This window comes from Pseudobacter ginsenosidimutans, from assembly GCF_007970185.1.
Lineage (GTDB): Bacteria > Bacteroidota > Bacteroidia > Chitinophagales > Chitinophagaceae > Pseudobacter > Pseudobacter ginsenosidimutans.
This window is the reverse complement of record NZ_CP042431.1, coordinates 2,661,458-2,681,354: the sequence shown is the minus strand read 5'-3', so window position 1 is coordinate 2,681,354 and position 19,897 is coordinate 2,661,458. Positions and strand designations below refer to the sequence as shown.

At 47.8% G+C, this 19,897-nt stretch carries 19 protein-coding genes; 7 read left to right on the top strand and 12 right to left on the bottom strand.

Annotated features, from left to right (window positions below; translation table 11 throughout):
- Positions 1 to 6: 6 nt before the first annotated feature.
- Positions 7 to 303 carry a cell division protein ZapA gene (locus tag FSB84_RS10930; protein WP_130541525.1) on the bottom strand — a complete coding sequence of 99 codons (297 nt, stop codon included), beginning with the start codon at positions 301 to 303 and terminating at the stop codon, positions 7 to 9.
- 162 nt (positions 304 to 465) lie between these two features.
- On the opposite strand from FSB84_RS10930, the gene FSB84_RS10925 reads away from it, so the two are divergent.
- The gene (locus FSB84_RS10925; RefSeq protein WP_130541526.1) at positions 466 to 720 is read left to right on the top strand and encodes a hypothetical protein; all 255 of its coding nucleotides are present in this window, start codon (positions 466 to 468) and stop codon (positions 718 to 720) included.
- A gap of 8 nt (positions 721 to 728) precedes the next feature.
- Here FSB84_RS10925 and FSB84_RS10920 read toward each other — a convergent pair whose 3' ends face one another.
- The 5 genes from FSB84_RS10920 to FSB84_RS10900 form a co-directional block, all read right to left on the bottom strand.
- Positions 729 to 1,013 carry a hypothetical protein gene (locus FSB84_RS10920; RefSeq protein ID WP_130541527.1) on the bottom strand — a complete coding sequence of 95 codons (285 nt, stop codon included), beginning with the start codon at positions 1,011 to 1,013 and terminating at the stop codon, positions 729 to 731.
- A gap of 15 nt (positions 1,014 to 1,028) precedes the next feature.
- Entirely contained in the window at positions 1,029 to 3,473 is a 2,445-nt protein-coding gene (pheT, locus tag FSB84_RS10915; protein WP_130541528.1) for a phenylalanine--tRNA ligase subunit beta, read from the bottom strand.
- A gap of 81 nt (positions 3,474 to 3,554) precedes the next feature.
- Positions 3,555 to 3,884, bottom strand: a complete 330-nt coding sequence (locus tag FSB84_RS10910; RefSeq protein WP_130541529.1) for a hypothetical protein — start codon at positions 3,882 to 3,884, stop codon at positions 3,555 to 3,557.
- 29 nt (positions 3,885 to 3,913) lie between these two features.
- A complete protein-coding gene (locus tag FSB84_RS10905) occupies positions 3,914 to 4,153 on the bottom strand; it encodes a hypothetical protein (RefSeq protein ID WP_147122132.1) in 240 nt (79 codons plus the stop codon).
- Positions 4,153 to 4,377 carry a hypothetical protein gene (locus tag FSB84_RS10900; protein ID WP_147122130.1) on the bottom strand — a complete coding sequence of 75 codons (225 nt, stop codon included), beginning with the start codon at positions 4,375 to 4,377 and terminating at the stop codon, positions 4,153 to 4,155. Before FSB84_RS10900 ends, FSB84_RS10905 begins: the two co-directional genes overlap by 1 nt.
- A 197-nt stretch (positions 4,378 to 4,574) precedes the next feature.
- Between FSB84_RS10900 and rny the strand changes: the two genes are divergently transcribed.
- From rny to FSB84_RS10875, 5 genes are all read left to right on the top strand, one after another.
- Positions 4,575 to 6,134: a ribonuclease Y gene (gene rny / locus FSB84_RS10895; RefSeq protein WP_130541531.1), complete on the top strand. Its 1,560-nt coding sequence runs from the start codon at positions 4,575 to 4,577 to the stop codon at positions 6,132 to 6,134.
- 160 nt (positions 6,135 to 6,294) lie between these two features.
- Positions 6,295 to 6,669 (top strand): 50S ribosomal protein L19, encoded by a 375-nt coding sequence (rplS, locus tag FSB84_RS10890; protein WP_130541532.1) that lies wholly within the window; start codon positions 6,295 to 6,297, stop codon positions 6,667 to 6,669.
- Between the two features lie 753 nt (positions 6,670 to 7,422).
- The gene (locus FSB84_RS10885) at positions 7,423 to 7,647 is read left to right on the top strand and encodes a Sec-independent protein translocase subunit TatA/TatB (protein WP_127130932.1); all 225 of its coding nucleotides are present in this window, start codon (positions 7,423 to 7,425) and stop codon (positions 7,645 to 7,647) included.
- 68 nt (positions 7,648 to 7,715) lie between these two features.
- Complete coding sequence (gene gatA / locus FSB84_RS10880; protein WP_130541533.1) at positions 7,716 to 9,167, top strand: Asp-tRNA(Asn)/Glu-tRNA(Gln) amidotransferase subunit GatA; 1,452 nt, start codon at positions 7,716 to 7,718, stop codon at positions 9,165 to 9,167.
- A 212-nt stretch (positions 9,168 to 9,379) separates the two neighbouring features.
- Positions 9,380 to 10,408 (top strand): lytic transglycosylase domain-containing protein, encoded by a 1,029-nt coding sequence (locus FSB84_RS10875; RefSeq protein ID WP_158643851.1) that lies wholly within the window; start codon positions 9,380 to 9,382, stop codon positions 10,406 to 10,408.
- Between the two features lie 54 nt (positions 10,409 to 10,462).
- Here the strand turns inward: FSB84_RS10875 and FSB84_RS10870 are convergent, their stop codons facing one another.
- The gene (locus tag FSB84_RS10870) at positions 10,463 to 11,602 is read right to left on the bottom strand and encodes an anthranilate synthase component I family protein (protein ID WP_225980048.1); all 1,140 of its coding nucleotides are present in this window, start codon (positions 11,600 to 11,602) and stop codon (positions 10,463 to 10,465) included.
- Between FSB84_RS10870 and FSB84_RS31415 the strand changes: the two genes are divergently transcribed.
- Complete coding sequence (locus FSB84_RS31415; protein WP_262713804.1) at positions 11,588 to 11,716, top strand: hypothetical protein; 129 nt, start codon at positions 11,588 to 11,590, stop codon at positions 11,714 to 11,716. The two genes, FSB84_RS10870 and FSB84_RS31415, sit on opposite strands and share 15 nt — an antisense overlap.
- Before the next feature lie 91 nt (positions 11,717 to 11,807).
- Here the strand turns inward: FSB84_RS31415 and FSB84_RS10865 are convergent, their stop codons facing one another.
- From FSB84_RS10865 to FSB84_RS10845, 5 genes are all read right to left on the bottom strand, one after another.
- Positions 11,808 to 12,287, bottom strand: a complete 480-nt coding sequence (locus FSB84_RS10865; RefSeq protein WP_130541536.1) for a hypothetical protein — start codon at positions 12,285 to 12,287, stop codon at positions 11,808 to 11,810.
- A 245-nt stretch (positions 12,288 to 12,532) separates the two neighbouring features.
- Complete coding sequence (locus FSB84_RS10860; RefSeq protein WP_130541537.1) at positions 12,533 to 13,795, bottom strand: adenylosuccinate synthase; 1,263 nt, start codon at positions 13,793 to 13,795, stop codon at positions 12,533 to 12,535.
- A gap of 147 nt (positions 13,796 to 13,942) precedes the next feature.
- Positions 13,943 to 15,274, bottom strand: a complete 1,332-nt coding sequence (locus tag FSB84_RS10855) for a RagB/SusD family nutrient uptake outer membrane protein (RefSeq protein ID WP_158643850.1) — start codon at positions 15,272 to 15,274, stop codon at positions 13,943 to 13,945.
- 18 nt (positions 15,275 to 15,292) lie between these two features.
- The gene (locus tag FSB84_RS10850) at positions 15,293 to 18,214 is read right to left on the bottom strand and encodes a SusC/RagA family TonB-linked outer membrane protein (RefSeq protein WP_130541539.1); all 2,922 of its coding nucleotides are present in this window, start codon (positions 18,212 to 18,214) and stop codon (positions 15,293 to 15,295) included.
- 369 nt (positions 18,215 to 18,583) lie between these two features.
- A complete protein-coding gene (locus tag FSB84_RS10845; RefSeq protein WP_225980047.1) occupies positions 18,584 to 19,894 on the bottom strand; it encodes a RagB/SusD family nutrient uptake outer membrane protein in 1,311 nt (436 codons plus the stop codon).
- Between the last annotated feature and the right edge of the window lie 3 nt (positions 19,895 to 19,897).

Sequence of the window (19,897 nt, the reverse complement as noted above, 5' to 3'; positions counted from 1 at the left end):
TCCGGCTCAGCTTTCGGAAGACAATATTTTATCCAACATTTTTTCCATGGCGGACAATTGAAGTTCCGATTCATGATCAATCAGCGGCTGGTTTCCGGCCGCTTTTTGTTGTGTGGCATACCAGAGGATCACCATCGCAACATAGTCCTGCATATCCTTCCCTGCAAAATTGGTTTTGAACTCAATGATCTTGTCGTTGATCAGCTTCAGGGTCTTTCTGACCACTTCCTCATCAACAGGGGATATGCGTATCCGATAGGTTCTGTCGCCTATCACAACATTTATTGGAATTAATTCTTCCATTGCTTGCAAATTTGAAATAGGTGCTCTATATTTATCCACACGGTATTCACAACGGACGTTTTCATGTATTAAGGACCAACTCTGGATCGTTTTGGATGGTTAAGGCAAGGACAACCGGATCCCGTATTCTATGATTTCAAATCCCAAAACCAAACGACTACCATGTTAGCTAAAGTCAAGTCTTCCGTTTTCATCGACGTCCTTACGTTCGAGTTAGTAGCTCCCATCCGCTCCAGCCTCCGGGCCATCCTCAGAGATGAAAAAGGCGCAGAATGCAGCCGCATGGAGGCCAATGTTCCCAAAGGCGATAATACTGTTACCTGGAAAGGCCTCAACGACCTGCCTTACGGCGTATACACACTTGAGCTATCCCAGGGCGAGGACGAACAAAAAATGCGCCTGGTAAAACGGGTATAATCAATCGGTCAGTCTCCAAGCATGGCAATACACCGGTCTATCTCCCGGATGTAGAGGTTCAGCTTTTTCTCCAATTCTTTCCTGTCAGTAACTTCTATCTGACCGGCCGTCATCTTCAACGCCGCCACCTTGTTCTCCAGCTCGGAGATCTGTGATACATGCAGCTCCTCCTTCCCTTTCAGATCCTGAAGCTCCTTTTGCAACCGGACATTCTCCCGCTGCATAGCCTGGTACTGTTGCACCACAAGCTGCAATTTTTCATTGAACCGTTTCAATGACTCTGTCTGCGACATGGGATAAATTTTTAACTATTTCCGGATCTCGGCTTTCAGGTCTTTTTCAAGGGCGTCCATGATCTTGTTCATCATGCCATCGATCTCCTTGTCCGTTAAAGTTTTTTCTTCATCCAGGAAAGTAAAGCTGATGGCGAGTGATTTCTTATCGGAACCGATCTTTTCACTTTCGAAAACATCGAATAACTGTATGCGCTGGAGCTTGTCGAGCTTCGCTTTCTTCACTGCATTCTCCACTTCAGCATAAGCAAGGGCTTTTGGAACGATCATGGCCAGGTCCCTGTACACCGGCAACTGTTTGGCCAGTTCTTTCACTTTCAGGTCTTGCTTCGCCATGAACTTCAGCATTTGCTGCCAGTCGAAGTCTGCATAGAAAACGGCTTGTTTGATATCGAAACGTTTCAGTTCTGTATTGCTCACCATCCCCAGTTCAGCGATCACATCCTGCCCGATCAACACCTGCAGGGCATTCACCAGCTTGCCTTTGGCAGCAGTATTGTCTTCCGCCGCTTTCCAGCTCACTTTGCTTATTCCGCAGAGTTGCAATATCCTTGCCACGATACCTTTCAGATGATAGAGATCCGCAGCCACAGCCTTGGATTTCCAGCTCTGTTCTTCCACATTGCCGGTAATGTATACGCAGAGATGCTCGTGCTCTTCATACTTGCCGGAGCCGGAAGTAGAATAGGTTTTACCGAACTCGAAGAACCGGAGGTCCTGGTTCTTCCTGTTGAGGTTGTGCAGAATGGCTTCCAGACCGGTTTCCAGCATGGAGGGGCGCATGATATTGTGCACAGCGCTCAGGTTATTGAGAAGCTTCACTGCATTGCCGAGGTCCGCTTCATCAAAGTAAGCGGCATTGGTGATGGAGTTGGTGAAGATCTCGTTGAATCCAACTGCTGCAAGGTAATTGGAGGCTTTTTCTTTGTAGAGATATTTATACCGGTCGGCTTCCACTGAAGGAGACAGCGTGATCGCGGCAGGGATCTCGATATTGTCGAGCCCGTCTATCCGCATGATCTCTTCCACCACATCTGCCTGCAATGTAATATCAGGCTTCCAGTATGGAGCAGCGATCCAGAGATCGTCCATCCCTTCCTTGATCACTTCAAAGCCAAGGCTGGCGAGGATCTTCTTCACAGAATCGAAATGATAGCTCTTACCACTCAGCTTGCGGAGAAAATGATATTTCAATTGCACCGCCGCTTTCTCTTTCGGTTGTGGATAGAGGTCAACCAGTTCAGAACTGATCTCGCCTCCTGCCAGTTCCCTGATCAACAGTGCAGCGCGTTTGAGCGCGTTCACCGTATTGCTGATATCGATATTCTTCTCGAAACGGACAGCAGCATCTGTTCTCAAACCATGACGGAAAGATGTTTTTCGGATATCCGTTGGGTTGAACCAGGCGCTCTCCAGGAAGATATTGGTGGTAGTTTCTTTCACACCACTTTTGATACCACCGAACACGCCGGCAATACACATCGCTTCACCAGCACCATTGCAGATCATCAGATCTTCAGCGCTCAGTTTTCTTTCTTTCTCATCCAGCGTAATGAAGGGAGTCCCTTCCGCGAGATTCTTTACAATCACCTTATTGTCCGTGATGGCAGCTGCATCGAACGCATGCAATGGCTGACCGGTTTCGTGCAGAACAAAATTGGTGATGTCTACGATATTGTTGATAGGACGAAGGCCAACAGCGCGCAGTTTATCCTGCAGCCACTGAGGGCTTTCCTTTACAGTGATATTTGAAACAGATACGCCGCTGTATCGCTGGCAGGCTTCATTGTTTTCGATCTCCACAGTGATGGGAAGACTGGTGTTATCGGCCTTGAAAGCGTTCACTGACGGGGATTTCACGCGAAAATCCTTTTTGTCGTGATGGCTCATATAAGCACACACATCACGTGCTACACCGATATGGCTCATGGCGTCCATATGGTTGGGTGTGATGCCGATCTCGTAGATCCAATCTGTATACAGCTGGAAATAGTTGGCGGCAGGCATTCCGGTTTTGGCTTCTGCAGGAAGCACCAGGATGCCGGCATGGTTATCGCTCAATCCGATCTCATCTTCGGCGCAGATCATTCCATGACTTTCCACTCCGCGGATCTTGGCCACTTTCATGGTGATGGGATCATGACCTAACGGATAGATGGTAACGCCCACAGGTGCCACGATCACTTTTTGACCGGCAGCAACATTCGGTGCCCCACAAACGATCTGAAGCGGTTCACCGCTTCCGATATTAACAGTGGTAACAGATAACTTATCGGCGTTGGGATGTTTTTCGCATGTAAGCACCTCACCAATTACCAGCCCCTGCAACCCTCCTTTCAGGCTTTCATATTTTTCAAGACTTTCCACTTCCAGTCCAACAGAAGTCAGGATCTTGCTCAATCTTTCAGGTTCAATAGTTGCCGGCAGGTATTCGTGTAACCAGTTATAAGAAATAGTCATCCGTGAATTGATATATTGTGATTAACTCCAATTGGCTTCCCCGCAAAGGTAATGTTTGGCGGTTGAAGTTCCTTGAGGGGCTTAGAGCAAACTCCATCCGATGGCAGTGTTCACTGCATTCCTGATAGCGCCGATGGCTGCATTGAGCGCTTTTTCCACCATCAGGATGCCCAGGCCTTCCACTGCGGTTAGTACTGCCCGGTACGAGTTCCGCTGGATCTGAATATGGATCAGCGCTTCTTCACGGGTGATCTTTCCCTGAAGTTTCAGTTTGGCGATCATCGCAAGGTTTTGCGCAAAAGCTTTGCTTTCCTTTTCAACATAGGGTTTTACTTCTTTCCAATAATCGTTGAGAATGGGTTTGGCTGCATTGAGCATGTCTTTGGCCAGGTTGGAGATATTGAGGTTCATAGCTGATGTAAAGTGATGAATGAATAAGGTTACTGAGCGGCAGCCCTGCTCTTAAGGGCCATCACAAATTTGAACATGGCAGTATACTGGCTCTCGAAAGCACTTTTGAGCAGGCGAACATCATGGGGAGCGAGAAGGCCATCTGGTTTTAGTTTGTGCAGGGAATCCATGAGCATGATATTCTCATCCAGCAGGTCCAGCATGGTGATCATCGGCCTGTTCTTCTCAATGGCGCTGTTGCGGATCCGGAGCGTACGGGAGCTGGTCATCAGCCCTGGTAGAACGCCTGCTGGTTCTGGTATTTCAGTTCCGGGGCAGAAGGTGTGGTTTCATATTTCACAAAAAAGGCGGTGGTGGACTGCTGCATTTCAGACAGCACATTGTCCGTTACCTGGTCATAGGCCGATAAAAGCGTGATCTTACAGGCGGTGAACAGTATCAAAATGGCCGCCAGCAATGTTATACTACGTTTGGTAAGAGCGGGGAATCTCATAAAGGACAGGCATTGGTGTGAAGCAAAATTAATACGAATAGAGCTGCGGCCCTAACAATTATTGCCCTTCTAATGTTCAGTTCCGGGAATCATTCCGTAATTTCCTTACTTTCGCACATTAGCCTCACGTATGGAGAAATTACTATACATATCGGGGTCATATAATATGGTAGAACTAATAAAACATTCTAAACAAAATGGATGCATTAACCTATATAATTGGAGGAGTCTCGCTGGCTGTAGGTATTGTAGCGGGTAAATTCATCTTCGCCAAGAACACTCAGAAGCAGGTAGAAGATGCTGAATCACAGGCCAAAAAGATCTTAGCAGACGCCCAGACCAACTCGGAGAACCTGAAAAAAGAAAGACTGCTCGAAGCCAAGGAAAAATTTGTACAACTGAAAGCAGAGCACGACAAAGAGGTACTGGAAAGAAACAAGAAGATCAACGAAGCAGAAGGAAGGATCAGGCAGAAAGAGCAAAGCATCAATCAGAAAGTAGAACAGACAGAGAAGCAGATCAAGGAAAACGACGCCATAAAAGATAATCTGAACCGCCAGATCGAAGTTGTTAACCTGAAGAGGACAGAACTGGAAAAGCACCAGGAAGAACATATCCGCAGACTTGAAAAGATTGCAGGCCTCACAGCCGACGAGGCAAAATCACAACTGGTAGAAAGCCTCAAACAGGAAGCACATACGCAGGCCCTGGCTTTGCAGCAGGAGATCATCGACGACGCCAAGCAGAAAGCCAACAAGGAAGCCCGCAAGATCATCATCCAATCCATTCAGCGTACAGCAGCAGAACAGGCCATCGAGAACTCCATCACGGTTTTCAACCTGGAAAGCGATGAAATAAAAGGTCAGATCATTGGTCGTGAAGGACGTAATATCCGCGCCATCGAAGCCGCTACAGGTGTGGATCTGATTGTTGACGACACTCCGGAAGCGATCATTCTTTCTTCCTTCGACCCGCTCCGTCGTGAAATTGCACGCCTCAGCCTTCAGCGTCTCGTAGCTGACGGCCGTATCCACCCCGCCCGTATCGAAGAAGTGGTTGAGAAAACCCGCCGCCAGATTGAAGAGCAGGTAATGGAAATCGGCGAACGCACTGTGATCGAACTGGGTATTCACGGATTGCACAAGGAACTGGTAAGATTGGTGGGTAAGATGCGTTTCCGTTCTTCCTACGGCCAGAACCTGCTGATGCACAGCCGCGAAGTGGCCAACCTCTGCGGAATCATGGCTGCAGAACTTGGTCTCAATCCCAAACTCGCCAAACGCGCAGGCCTCCTGCACGATATTGGCAAGGTTCCTGATGAAGAAACAGAATTAAGCCACGCCCTCCTCGGAGCCAAGCTGGCTGAGAAATACGGCGAGAACCCCGCAGTGGTGAACGCCATCGGCGCCCACCACGATGAAATGGAAATGGCTTATGTGATCGCTCCCATCATCCAGGCTTGTGACGCCATCAGCGGTGCAAGACCAGGTGCACGCCGCGAGATCATGCAGCAATACCTGCAACGTATCAAGGAACTGGAAGCGCTCGCAATGGCGTACCAGGGTGTGGAGAAAGCCTATGCCATCCAGGCCGGCCGTGAGCTCCGCGTGATCGTTGAAGCAGAAAAAGTAAGCGATGCCGATTCCGATAAACTCTCTTTCGAGATCGCACAGAAGATCATGACTGAAATGACCTACCCAGGTCAGATCAAAGTGACCGTGATCCGGGAAAAGAGAGCCGTGAATGTGGCCCGATAAAAAAAGATTTAAACAACAATTTTATATAACAACGGGTTGATACAGAGGTAGAACCGAAGCCGTGGCAGTGTGTTGCCGGAATTAATTCAGAAGAAAAAGCAGAATATAGATCGAATTACGGTTTTTCTCATTACCTTTGCCTCCCTTAAATTTAGAAGTCATGAACGCAGCAGTTCAATTTGTACACGAACAGTTGACCGGAAAGAAAGAATTCCCGAAATTCAAAGCAGGTGATAATATCACTGTTAACTATAAGATCATTGAAGGTGGTAAAGAGCGTATCCAGAGTTTCCGTGGTGATGTGATCAAACGCCAGGGAACTGCTCAAACTGCAACTTTCACTGTACGTAAGATCTCCGATGGCGTAGGTGTAGAAAGAACTTTCCCTATCTACTCTCCCAACATTGATTCAATCGAACTGAACAAAACTGGTCGTGTTCGTCGTGCTAAACTGTACTTCCTCCGTGAACGTAGCGGTAAGAGCGCGAGAATCAAGGAAAAACGCGTTCTCACTGGCGCTGCTGCGAAAGCATAGTACCAATAATTCAGCTTATTTTAAATATGGTGGAGCCTGCCCATTGTGGCAGGTTCTTTCTTTTTATTCCTCTGTTGCTGTTTTTGATTAGCAGCAGGGTGATGGTCTGCGTCGGCTGTAAAACATACCGGCGCAGGAGGATATTTATTGGGCTTTGGTTTGGTAGGATTGGGCTTTGGTAATTCTTTTCAACTTCTTCGCTTATGTTTTGAAGGCCGAGGCAGACCATCCCCACTGCTGCCTCGCCACCCGGGAGGTGTAACAAAAAGTACCCCCTGTGACCAACGGCAGTCTGATTATTTACAAAATCAACATAGGAACTGGCTCATGCACTATGACAAGCCAGTTCAAACGGATTTTCCTTGATTAAAAAAGGAGGATGGGAAAAAGTGCATCATTCCCGAGTAATTGCAATCAGGGCGGGTTAGAACTGTATAAATCTCCACCAACTTACCTTTCAGTGTCATATATTTCAACAAATTAATAGGGAATATTGCGGAGGAGCTTCATCATAATGCCCCTTGCAGGGTGGGAAGCCGGGATTGGGAATGTGAAAGCAGGGCCTCGGAAACATAAGCGAAAAAGCTCAGAAGAATTACCTAAGCCCAACCCAACTAAACAAAAGTTAAAAATACATCCTCCCGCGCTGGTTTGTTTCCGCAGCCCTGCTTTCACATTCCCAATCCCGGCTCCGGGTATTTTATTCACCTAAAAGCTGTAATTTCGTAGTTCAAATCACTTAAATAGTTTATCATGTTATTAAATGCCAATTTGTTGCTGATTTCAATGCCGGGGGGTACTGAGTGGATCCTGATCATTTTAGCGGTGTTGATCCTGTTTGGCGGTCGTAAAATTCCTGAGTTCATGCGCGGTATCGGTAAGGGTATCCGTGAGTTCAACGATGCCAAGAACAACGTGAAGAAAGAGATCGAGGAAGGCATGAATGAAAAAGACAAGAAAGCTACCTCTGCTCAATAATTTCTGAACGTCACTCCTATTTCCGGTTGATCCTTTAACCGTTTTGTGCTCAAAACCGGTGGTTTCGCTTGTTTACGTATACTTCGATACAACAATATCATACTGATCTGCTGAATGGTTCTGTCACCTGTACAGAAGCCGTTCAGCATTTTTTATTGGCAATAGCATCACGTCGTCACCTCAATGCCTATACGCAGGTTTTCAGCGAAGAGGCGCTGGAGAAAGCTGCTGCGCTTGACCAATCCCGTAAGGAAGGCAAGCCGATGGGCAGATTGCATGGCGTGGTGATCTCCATCAAAGATGTGATCAGTTACAGGCAGCATGCGGTATCCGCAGGTTCTAAGATCCTGCAAAATTTCAATGCCGTTTACAGCGCCACTGCGGTGGAACGCCTTCTGGCAGAAGACGCCATTATTATTGGTGTTACCAACTGCGATGAATTTGCCATGGGCTCTACCAATGAGAATTCGGCCTATGGGAAAGTGCTGAACGCACTGGATGAGACCCGCGTTCCCGGTGGATCTTCGGGCGGCTCCGCCGTTGCTGTACAGGCAGGGCTCTGTATGGCCAGCCTCGGAAGCGATACCGGTGGCTCGGTAAGACAACCAGCAGATTTTTGCGGAGTGGTTGGACTGAAACCTTCCTACGGGCGGGTGAGCCGCTATGGACTGATCGCTTATGCGAGCAGTTTCGATCAGATCGGCATCTTCGGCCAGAACGTGCCCGATGTGGCCGCTGTTCTCGAAGTGATTGCCGGAGCCGACGACTTCGATTCTACAGCTACATCAGAAGCCATTCCTTCTGCTGCTTCGGTAACAGACGAAACAGCTCTCAAACCATTGCGGATCGCGTATTTCAGAGAAGCCCTGGAAAGCCCGGCCCTCGATCCCGAGATCAGAGAGAATATCCTCAGCCTTATAGAGAAACTCAAGGCAGACGGCCATACCGTGAGCCCTGTTGACTTCGAGTATCTCGACTATATCGTTCCCGCCTACTATGTACTCACTACTGCCGAGGCAAGCTCCAATCTGAGCCGCTTTGATGGGGTGAAGTACGGTTTCAGGGCCAATGTGGATAAAAAACAAGATTTAATCGAATTTTATAAAGCCAGTCGCTCTGACGGTTTTGGCTGGGAAGTGAAGCGTAGAATCATGCTGGGAACCTTCGTTCTCAGTGCGGGATACTACGATGCATACTTTACGAAGGCCCAGCAGGTACGTCAACTATTGGTCAACAAAACAAATCTGGTATTCAACCAGTTCGACGCCCTCATACTCCCCACGGCTCCATCCACCGCTTTCAGAATCGGTGAGAAAATGGAAGACCCCATCGCCATGTACCTGGCTGACATTTTTACAGTTTTTTCCAACCTGACCGGTATTCCCGGTATTTCAATCCCGCTTTTTTGGCACAGTAATGGCATGCCCTATGGGTTGCAGATTATGACAAACCGATTCTGCGAGTTATCTTTGCTCCAGTTATCCCATCAGTGGATGCAGCGGTACAGATTCGCCGGTTAACATGAAAAGCCTAAACGCTCGACCCCCGGAGTTCTCTGCACCGATTTTTTTTCGTCCTATCCTAATGAACCACGTTTATTCTCTATCCTATTTGAAACATCATCTTTAACTCTTGAATCCATACCTGTAGGGTCGCATTTCTGTGCCTCAAACAAATGATGATGAAAAGAAAGCTATTTTTTGCCAGTTTACTGTGTCTGGTATGGTTTACTATGGCTTCAACAACGGATGCCGTTAAGAAGAAGCCACGCTCCAATCACTTTGTATTGGAGACGAGCCTGTTCCTCCCCGGTATGGCTGATTCCACCGCCCCTAAAACCGGAGGTTTCAGCAATCTGTTCGATGAGGAAGCGGCAGGTACCACATCAGCCGAAGTACGACTGAACCCCAGGGCCATTAAGTTCGTGGAGGATTATATGGACAAGCATGGTGAAGACCTGCTGGAAATGAAGGATTGGGGCCGCCCCTACTTCAATATGATGGATGGCATCCTGAGCCGCTATGGCCTCCCTACGGAGCTCAAGTATCTCGCCGTAATAGAATCCAAACTCAAACGTACAGCAGTTTCCTGGGCCGGCGCCGTTGGCCCCTGGCAATTCATGCCGGGTACAGCCCGTGTGCTGGGACTGAAAGTATCCAAGGGCAAGGATGAACGTACCGACTACTACAAGAGCACCACTGCAGCCGCAAAATACCTGAGAGACCTGTACACCGAGTTCGGCGACTGGCTCCTGGTTATTGCTGCTTACAATGGCGGGCCGGGTAACGTGTATTCAGCCATCCGAAAAAGCGGTAGCCGCAATTTCTGGGATCTCCAGTATTACCTGCCTGCCGAATCCCGTACACACGTGAAGAAGTTCATCGGAACGCATTACGTATTCGAAGGTCAGGGAGGCATCACCACCCTCACCAAGGAAGAAGCCAAAGAACAAATGGGCGTAACGGCCACTTATCTGCTGAACCGTAAACTCAGCGCGGATGAACTGGCCAGCTCCAAAAGTTTAAACGTTTCCGGCAAATACCATTCTTCCTGCATCGCCAAACATGTGATGATGGATATGTCCACCTTCAACAGGTACAATCCTGATTTCGATAAAAAGATGGCGAGTGCAGACAATGCTTACGAACTCAAGTTGCCTGCCGAGAAAATGGAATTGTTTATGACCAACAAGTACGTGATCCTGAATGAATCCGTACAGTTGCTCCTGAGCGGCTCCAGTGTATCCAGCCAGGTGAAGTAATAAGGAATTGCTTAATTATTTATGAAAGGTGTACCTGCACAGGTGCACCTTTTCTTATTGCCCTTCCGTCGGTTTGTTCCAGCGGGCTTCCACATCGCGGAAAGATTCTTTCTCCGCTTCTCCAAAAACCTGCCTGATCGCTTTTGCTTTCAACAGGCTTTCTTCATACTCTTGTTGCGGATCACTGTAGAAAGTGATGCCACCGCCGGCAAGCCAACTGACATAGCCCGTAGTTTCATTATAGAGGATACTTCTGATCACTACATTGAAATCAAAGTCTGCGTCGGGAGTGATATAGCCAACTGCTCCTGAAAAGATGCCGCGCTTTACTGCTTCATATTTTTCGATCAGTTCCATCACTCTGCGCTTAGGCGCGCCCGTCATAGAGCCCATCGGGAAAGTAGCTTTGATGGCATCCACCCAACTAAGATCATTTCGTAGGGTGCCGCTGATAGTGGAGATCATCTGGTGTACCTGGGGAAAACTGTAGATACCGAAGAGTTCATCCACCTGAACAGAACCTTCTTCACAAACCATTGCCAGATCGTTGCGAACCAGGTCTACCACCATTACATTTTCGGAGCGGTCTTTCGCACTCTTCTGCAATTGTTCTTTGCGCTGTTCATCCTGGCTGGCGTCAAACTTATGACGGGCCATGGTGCCTTTGATGGGCTGACTTAGCAAACGATCACCTTCCTTTCGCAGATATCTTTCAGGACTGGCGCAGAGCAGGTATTTATCAATGCATTTGTAATATGCTGAAAAAGGATTGGGAGATGCAGCGCAAAGCTCTTCGTACAACCTCAATGGAATGAGCTTCACATTTTCACCGTAGAACTGTTGACAAAAATTGATCTCGTAGCAATCTCCGCGAAGGATATGTTGCTTCAGTTGTTCGATGATCCCGATATACTCCGGCTTCGAAAATCGCTGCCAGGTCTGGAAGGGCGACTGAACCCCTACCCAACCTGCAAAGGGTTGGTTAACGATGGCTTCCCACAGTTTCGCATGATCATCACCGTGAACACCAATATGTATTGCATCTTTTCCAAGCAGTATCACTACTTCGGGCACAAAGAAGAACATATCCGAAAACCCTACTGGATCGGGATGCTCTGAAGTAAGTGGGAATAGTTCGTTCTTGAGATCATAGCCCAGGTGGCCGAAAAGCCAGTCGCCATGTTCGGCATGCATTTGCTGCAATCGCTCAAAAGCATTGCCAGCATTACATTCCAGGCGATGGAGCGCACCGGCGCCGAGCAGGCATTCAAAGGAATGGTGCTCACCCTGGTACTGGTGGTTATCTAAAAAAGCACAAATGTCGAACTGGTAAGTCCAGTTCAACATTTGTGCTTTTGTTAGCCGAAAATCGGTTATTGGAAAAGATTTGAATCTTCTCTTAGAAGTCATCATCATCATCGTCGAAACCTCCTCTGTCATTGAAGAGATCCATGTCTTTGAATTCATCATCCAATCCGAGATCATCGTCATCGTCTTTGGCGGATTTCTTTCCACCGCCGCCGCTGCTGCTTCCGCCGCCTGATTTCTTCGTCTTGGATTTGGGAAGATCGAATTCTTCGAAGTCCGGATCCCAGTCTTCGTCTTCTTCTACTTTATCCCAGTCATCCACCTCATCAACATCATCGTCATCACCATCTTCTTCATCTTCATCGTCGGAGGATTTCTTCTTGGATGCTGCTGCTTTACCGCCTGGTTTCTTGGCGGCTTTGGGCGTTTCCAGCTCATCATCTTCAAAATCATCATCCTCATCATCATCCTCTTTTTTGGGTTTGGAGGATTCTTTCTTAGGAAGTTCCTTAGAAGACTTTGGTGCAGGGTTTCCGCCAGTCTTTTTTTCCTTGTCAGATTTTGCTGCCATTGTCTGGTAAGATTGAGTTGTAAAATTCCGCGAAGTTTTTAATTCGCCAAACTTTTTTTGAATTTTTTTTAAGGTAAAAACACCAGGGATTTCCCCGCCTGTTCACACGTATATGCTGTTAAGATACACATGCAATTCAAACAAAAAAATACCGGCAAAAATAATAATTTAACTACTATTTCATTAGTGGGATACCTGATCGGCTGATCATTAAAAAACCCTGATAAGATTATGCTATGAAACTACTAAATTTCTATCAATTGATCGCGGCCGGGACCATTTGAGATCCAGGCAACTTTAACTCCAAGATAGTCATTGATAAAAGTCACATAGTCTTTCATCACTACCGGCAAGGCGGCAGCAGATTGCAGTGCAGTGATATCGGTTTTCCATCCCTTGAACGACTTGTATTCAGGCTCGATAGCCACGCGGGTCATTTGGAAAGGAACGGCTTTTACCGATTTATCGTTGATCTTATAGGAAGTACATACTTTCAATTCATCAAAAGCATCAAGTACATCAGCCTTGGTCATCACCAGCTTGGTAACGCCATTCACCATGCAGGCAAAATCGAGCGCTACCAGATCTATCCAGCCACAACGGCGGGGACGGCCGGTAGTTGCGCCGAATTCGTTGCCAATACGGCGGAGTTCTTCTCCCGTGGCATCGTGCAACTCAGTAGGGAAAGGACCGCTACCCACGCGTGTGCAATACGCTTTGGTTACTCCAATCACGTCTCTGATCTTTTGAGGAGCCACGCCCAGACCGGTACAAACGCCGGCGGAGATGGTGTTGGAAGAAGTAACGAAGGGGAAGGTGCCAAAGTCCACATCCAGCATGCTGCCCTGAGCTCCTTCAGCCAGAACGGTCTTACCTTCTCTCAGCTTTTGATTGATGAAGTATTCACCATTCACGATCTTGAAGGTCTTCAGGAATTCGATGGCCTCGAAAAATTCTTCTTCCCAGGCGGTGATGTCTTCATGGAAATTCAGGCTGTTGAGCATTTTCTCATGCTTCAAACGGAGCTTGATATATTGAGTAGTGAAGGATTTATCCAGCAGGTCGCCTACGCGGAGACCGTTACGGCCTGTTTTGTCCATATAGGCAGGTCCGATCCCCTTGAGGGTAGATCCGATCTTGTCGTTGCCTTTAGACAGCTCAGAGGCTTTATCCAGCGCCCTGTGCGTAGGGAGGATGAGGTGGGTCCTTTCGGAGATGTAAAGATTTTTGCGGAAGTCAACCCCAAATTGAGCAACAGTATCGCATTCTTTTTTGAAGATCACGGGATCCAGCACAACGCCGTTACCGATGAGGTTGAGGGTATTTGCATGGAAGATGCCGGAAGGGATCTGGTGCAGTACTACTTTTTTATCGTTCACATACAGCGTGTGCCCTGCATTTGGCCCACCCTGAAAACGTGCAATGATATCATACTGAGGAGCGAAATAATCTACGATCTTTCCTTTTCCTTCATCACCCCATTGAAGGCCTAATAATACATCAACCATAACAGAATTTGTGTGAGTTTAGCTTCCTGGAGACAGCCTCCGGAAAACGGGGGCAAAAATAGGCGAATGCCAGAAAAGCGGAAAATAAAAAAGCGCCCTGCTCTGTAAAAAGAGCGGGGCGCAGCAAATATGGGGATAAACAATAAATTATTGGCCTTCTGTAAGGGGAATGGGGAATTTATCGAATATGGTATCCCCGACCCTGGCATTGGGCAGACTAGCCAGTCTGTCGTTCCGGCGAACATCCACCCAGCGGTGCCCTTCAAAGAAAAGAGAGTAGCGGCGCTGGTATAACAGATCCGTGATCAACGCATTCTCATTTGCCAATCCTGTATACACGGGAAGGTTATGGGCCAACCTGATCCTGTTGAGCGCCACGATCGCATCAGGATAGGAAGTGGATCGGATTTTGGCCTCCGCATAGATCAGGATCATTTCCTCATTACGGATAATGGGAATGGGCGCCAGATTTGAAGTATACACAAATACATCGCGATTGCTCACCAGAGCCGGCTGGTCTGCAGATGCAGGATTGGTCCTCAAAGGAGCTTTCGCAAGCCGGTCATCACCCGGAAGAATATCGGCAGCATAAGACGGATGCGCTACCCTCACTTCGCCGGTGGCATTCTGACGGAAAAAAGCCAGGTTGGTCTGATCACTCGGGCGTGTGGAGAACACATGGTAATATCCTTTTTTCAAATCACCATTGAGATCAAAGAATGTTCCATTGAGTGCAGTCAAAGCACCGGGCCAATCTTTCCTGTACAATGCTACCCGGGCGGCTATGGCCCTATTGAACTGGATCATCTGTGCAACAGTGGGCTTTGCCGGAGATGAAGTGCCGTAAAAGAATCCTTCAGACAAAGTATACTCTATCACTGATCCGGTGAAATCAGTAACCGCTTCATTGAGCATGTCCCAGATAGCTTTCAGCGATTCATCGTAATTCAGGAACGGTCCCGGATTATCCGGATCCGCTACATCCACTCTGATGCCATTGCTGTAAGTGAGGTTGAGATTCAGCAGCAACTGGTAAGCCTTGATGGTTTTGGCAAAGCCCAGGTATCCCTTCCTTTGCTCATTAGTGATGCTGGTTGAATTGGTGGCGCCTTCAATCAAAATATTGCAGGCCTTCACCCCACGATAGCGGGCATTCCAGGGATTGGTAAGATAGAAAGCATTATTGTCGAGGCCCTGTCCGTCCTTACCCATCAGGCTTTGCACGTAACGGGGTTCTGATGAAGCAAAGCGATACATTTCGCGGCCCACCACTCCTACTGCATCCAGGTAGAAGTCAAGTGCTGTACGGATTCCTGATTCTGTTCCGATCACCACGTTGTTCAACTGGAACCTGGTAGGATTGGTTGTGAGGTCCTCTATTTCCGGGCCGTTCAAACTGCCGATCTCTTTTTTGCAGGACGAAAACAAACCTGTTGCCAACATTCCTGCAGCGAGATATATGATGAATGATTTTTTCATGATAATCATTTTTTGTTTTTAGAAATCGATGGTGAGATGGAAAGTGGCGCGTTTGGATGCGGGGAAAGGCATTACATCCACATTGGTGGAAAATCCTGTACCGAAGTTGGATACTTCAGGATCATAACCATCGTAATTGGTAATGGTCAGGAAATTGTTGGCGGATACACCAATGCGCAATCCCTTGATCACGGATGTGGGCATCTTACTAAAATTGTAAAAGAGTCCCACTTCCCTCAAACGCAGGTAGGACGCAGATTGCGTGTACACATCAGCATATGTGTCGCCGAAACGTCCAACACGGTTGGGGCCTTTGGTGCCACCATCATCATCATAATCCGGTGAGGTCAGGCTGAGGTCAGTCAGGAGCTGGCTCAGATTGATATTATCGCCGCCATTCTTCCAGTGCAGGAGGAAACGTAAAGAGAAGTTCTTCAGGAAAGTGATTTCATTGAGGAAGTTCATTTGGAAATTCGGCTCTGCATCACCGATAGGTATCACATTATCAGGGGAACCTGCTGCGCCAACTATCTGTGTTGCCGGCCTGCCTTCTTCGATCTTGAAAGAACCAAGACTGGTACCGAACACGCCCAGCACAACAGGATCTACATTCAGTTTGGTAACCCTGGATCTGTTGAACCAGAAATTCACGATGGAATTCCAGCGTACATCCCTGTTGGAAACCGGCGTGGTATTCAGGCTCACTTCCATTCCCCTGTTGCGGAGATTGCCGGCATTCACGAATTGCTGTGAGAAGCCTGAAGAACCGGCAGGCGCACGCTGCAGCAGGAAATCCGTGATCCGTTTTTCATAAACCGTGAACTCCAGGTTCACTCTTCCACCCAGGATACTTGCATCAAAACCTGCTTCCAGTTCGGAAGTCCTTTCAGGTGCAATGTCTTTCGATCCACGCGTAAGAGCCGGATACAGTCCCACATTACCACCAATATTGAAGATGCTCATCAATTCAAAGCGGCTTCCGAAAGCAGGGAAGTTACCTGCCTGTCCGTAAGCAACGCGCAGTTTCAGGTTATCGAACAAAGGACTTTTCCAGAAGTCCATCCTGGTGAGGTTCACACTCAAACCTGCTTTGGGATAGAAATAGAATTTGCTGGCGTCTCCGTTATTCGAAGAGCGGTCCAGGCGTACACCGCCGGTGAGTGTGATGGCATCTATGAGTGTAGCTTCTTCCTGGAGGAAGATGCCATTGTCCTGGAATTGGTTCCTCAATTGTGTTGGCGACAAGGCGCCGGCCTGGTCTACGTTCGGCTGGCCTGCAATCATCTTGCTTGCCACATTGAGGATATTATCGAAATCACCATTCTCCTGAGTAACACCGGCAGAAGATGTGAGATTGAATTTGTCTGACGGAGAGAAATTATTTACCAGCGAAAGGATCACATTATAGTTCAGGCTTTTTGCATAACCCTGAACCGATGTACCTTCTGCTGTCTGCATGAACTGCAGCTCATTGGGAAAATAAGCGCTGGTCTTCAAAGTATAATTATCGAAACCGCCTCTGCCGATGAATCGGGTGGTTGACACATCTGATTTTTGCAGGATCGCATCCAGGGTTACACCCGTGATGAAGCGGCTCACTTTTTCAGAGTTATTGGCCAGGTCTCTTGTTTGTATGGGATTGGACGCCGTGTATTTGTTATCGGGATATCCCAGTTCATTTTTATGCAGCTCTGTAAAATTGGGAGTAGCGGAAAGAGCAACGCCGTAGGACACTGAGTTGTTATCGTTGTTCGTCAATCCGCGATCCGCTTCGGAGTTGATATAGGTACTGGACACACCCACTTTGATATTGTCAGTAATGCGATGGTCCACGTTCACCCGTAAGCTTTTGTATTCATAACCTGTTCCTTTTACAATTCCATCTTCATTCTTCATTCCTCCTGAGAGGAAGAAGCTGGTCCTTTCGTTTCCGCCCACGAGGCTGAGACCTGTATTGCGCGTGAGGCCTGTTTCGCCGAACATCTCTTTTTCATAATCGTACATTCTGCCTGCTGCTTTCGCTTCCTGGAAATCTGCAAGCGCAACTGCACCGAGCTCTGCTGCACGTTCTTCCGTCCAGGACCTCTGTCCAAGTAATTTGCGCACTTTCACAAAACCGAGATCCTGTGAAAGCGTGAGTTTCGTTTTTCCTGATTTACCGCGTTTGGTGGTGATGATCACCACACCGGCAGCAGCTTTCGACCCATAGATGGCGGCAGCAGAAGCGCCTTTCAGTATCTCGATATTCTCGATATCTTCTGAACGGAGGTCAGCAACACGACCGGAAGGATTATCCTGGTTGGATGCATTACCACCTCTTGCTGCAGCTGTAACGGAGTTAAGTCCAGCGGGAGTAGCAGTGTTATCGATGAATACGCCATCCACCACAAAGAGTGGCTGTGTGTTGCCGAAGATGGAAGTAACGCCGCGCAGTTTCACGGAGATGCCGCCACCGGGTGCGCCGGAGTTGGCATTGATAAGCGCGCCGGGCACTTTACCATTCAGCGCTGCATCGAATGTCTGCGCAGGCGCAGTACCAACAAGATCTTTGCTGGACACAGTAGCGATGGCATTGGCAAGGTTCCTTCTTTTTACACTGGTGGCCAGACCGGTGACCACTACTTCATCCAGCCTGCCAGCATCCTCTTCCATTTTGATGGAGAGCGGAGCAGCATTCTCTGACACCTGGATGGATCGTGTTTTAAAACCTACAGAAGAAATTTCAAGTGTGGCTCCTTTGGAAGGAACAGTGATGGAGAATCTTCCCGATACATCGGTGGAAGTTCCGATGTTTGAATTCTTCACCCTTACAGATACGCCCGGCAACGGATTATTGCTGGCGTCGGTTACTGTACCTGTAACGCTGACCTGAGCCAGTAGCAGCGTTGGCAGTGCCATACAAATTATGACAAGCACTGCGTGTTTGAGCAGATGTCTCATGTTGGTGTAACTTTTGTTTTTGAATGTGTTTAAAAAAGGATCACATGCAGGCATAGCAGTGCTGCCCGTGTGATAGCACAGGAATACGGAAAGGGGTTTATGGAAAGATGGGAGTCTTTACGTGAGAGAAAGCCGGTGTTTAGCAGGAATTGATCAGATGTAAAAGTCTCATGTGGAAAGGTTTTTGGATGATCGAATGTGTTTTTAAAAGGATCTCATAATCAGACAAGAAAACAAAGCCTGATGCTGCACTGTACAATCCAGATACTGAACTGCAAAAAATGGCAGTTTAATTATCAATTATCTAAGATATTAAAAAACCCCGCTTCTTTTCAGAAACGGGGCCTGCAAATAAAAGAGGTATCTAAATTATTGAGCTTCCGTAAGTGGCTTTGGCATCCTTTCGAAAACAGTATCGTTGGTACGATCCAGCGGCAATTCCGCCAATCTTCCGTAACGACGCAGATCTATCCAGCGATGTCCTTCATACAGCAGCGAGAATCTTCTTTGTAAAAGATTTTCAGTGATGAGCGCTTCTTTTGTATCATCACCTGCATAAGCTACACCCCCATGTTTGGTGCGGATCTTATCGATGGCTGTTTTCGCATCTGTGATCTCATCCAGGTTTGCTTTTGCTTCTGCATACAACAGGATCAGCTCTTCCTGACGGATGATCGCCATTGGTGAGGTATTGGAAGCAAACAACGCGAGATCGTGTGTGCCCGTCAAATCATCGGAAGATTCCGCAGCAGTGCGGAGCCTCGCTTTGTTTTTCCTGTCATCTGCTGCACTGTAAGCAGTAAGATCAGTGATAAAGGAAGGATGAGTGAGCCTGGCTTCACCAGTGTTGTTGGGACGGAAATAAGATGGATTCGTCTGGTCATTCGGACCAGTTGAGAACACATGATAGAATCCATCCGCGAAATCGCCATCCAGATTGAAGAATGATTCGCTGAGGGCAGACAGCACTCCGGGCCAGTCTTTCCTGTAAGCCGCTACACGCGCAGCAATGGCACGGTTGAATTTGAGCATGCCACCACCTTTGTTATCGAAGCCGCCAGACAACACATACAACGCTTCTCCTTCCGCGATCTCCGTTTTCCCTTCATCCAGCAGTTTGGCAATTTCAGTGAGTGATTGATCATAAGACAGGAATGGCCCGAGCTTGTCAGGATCAGCAACATCCACCCTGATACCATTTGTTTCAGTATAATTCAGGTTCAGCAACAGTTGATAGGCTTTGATGGTCTTTGCAAAACCGGTATACCCTTTCTCCTGTTTGTCTGTGATGAGTGTAGACCTGGTAGCGCCTGCGATAATGATATTGCAATTCTTCACTACCCTGTATCGCGCATTCCAGGGATTGCTCAGGTAGAAAACGTTGTTGGTAAGCGTTAGGTCATTCTTACCCAGCAGCTCTGTAGTATATCTCGGTTCAGCGCCAGAGAAACGATACACTTCACGTCCTAAAACCCCAACAGCATCGAGGTACAATCCTATCTGTGTTCTCATGCCGGCTTCCGAGCCGACTACCATATTGTTCAATTCAAGACGCGACGGATTTGCAGACACATCGTCCACACTGGATCCGTTCAGGCTTCCAATCTCCTTGTTACAGGAAGCAAGAACGCCTGTCAGCATCAATCCGGCAGAAAGATTTATGATGAATGATTTTTTCATAAT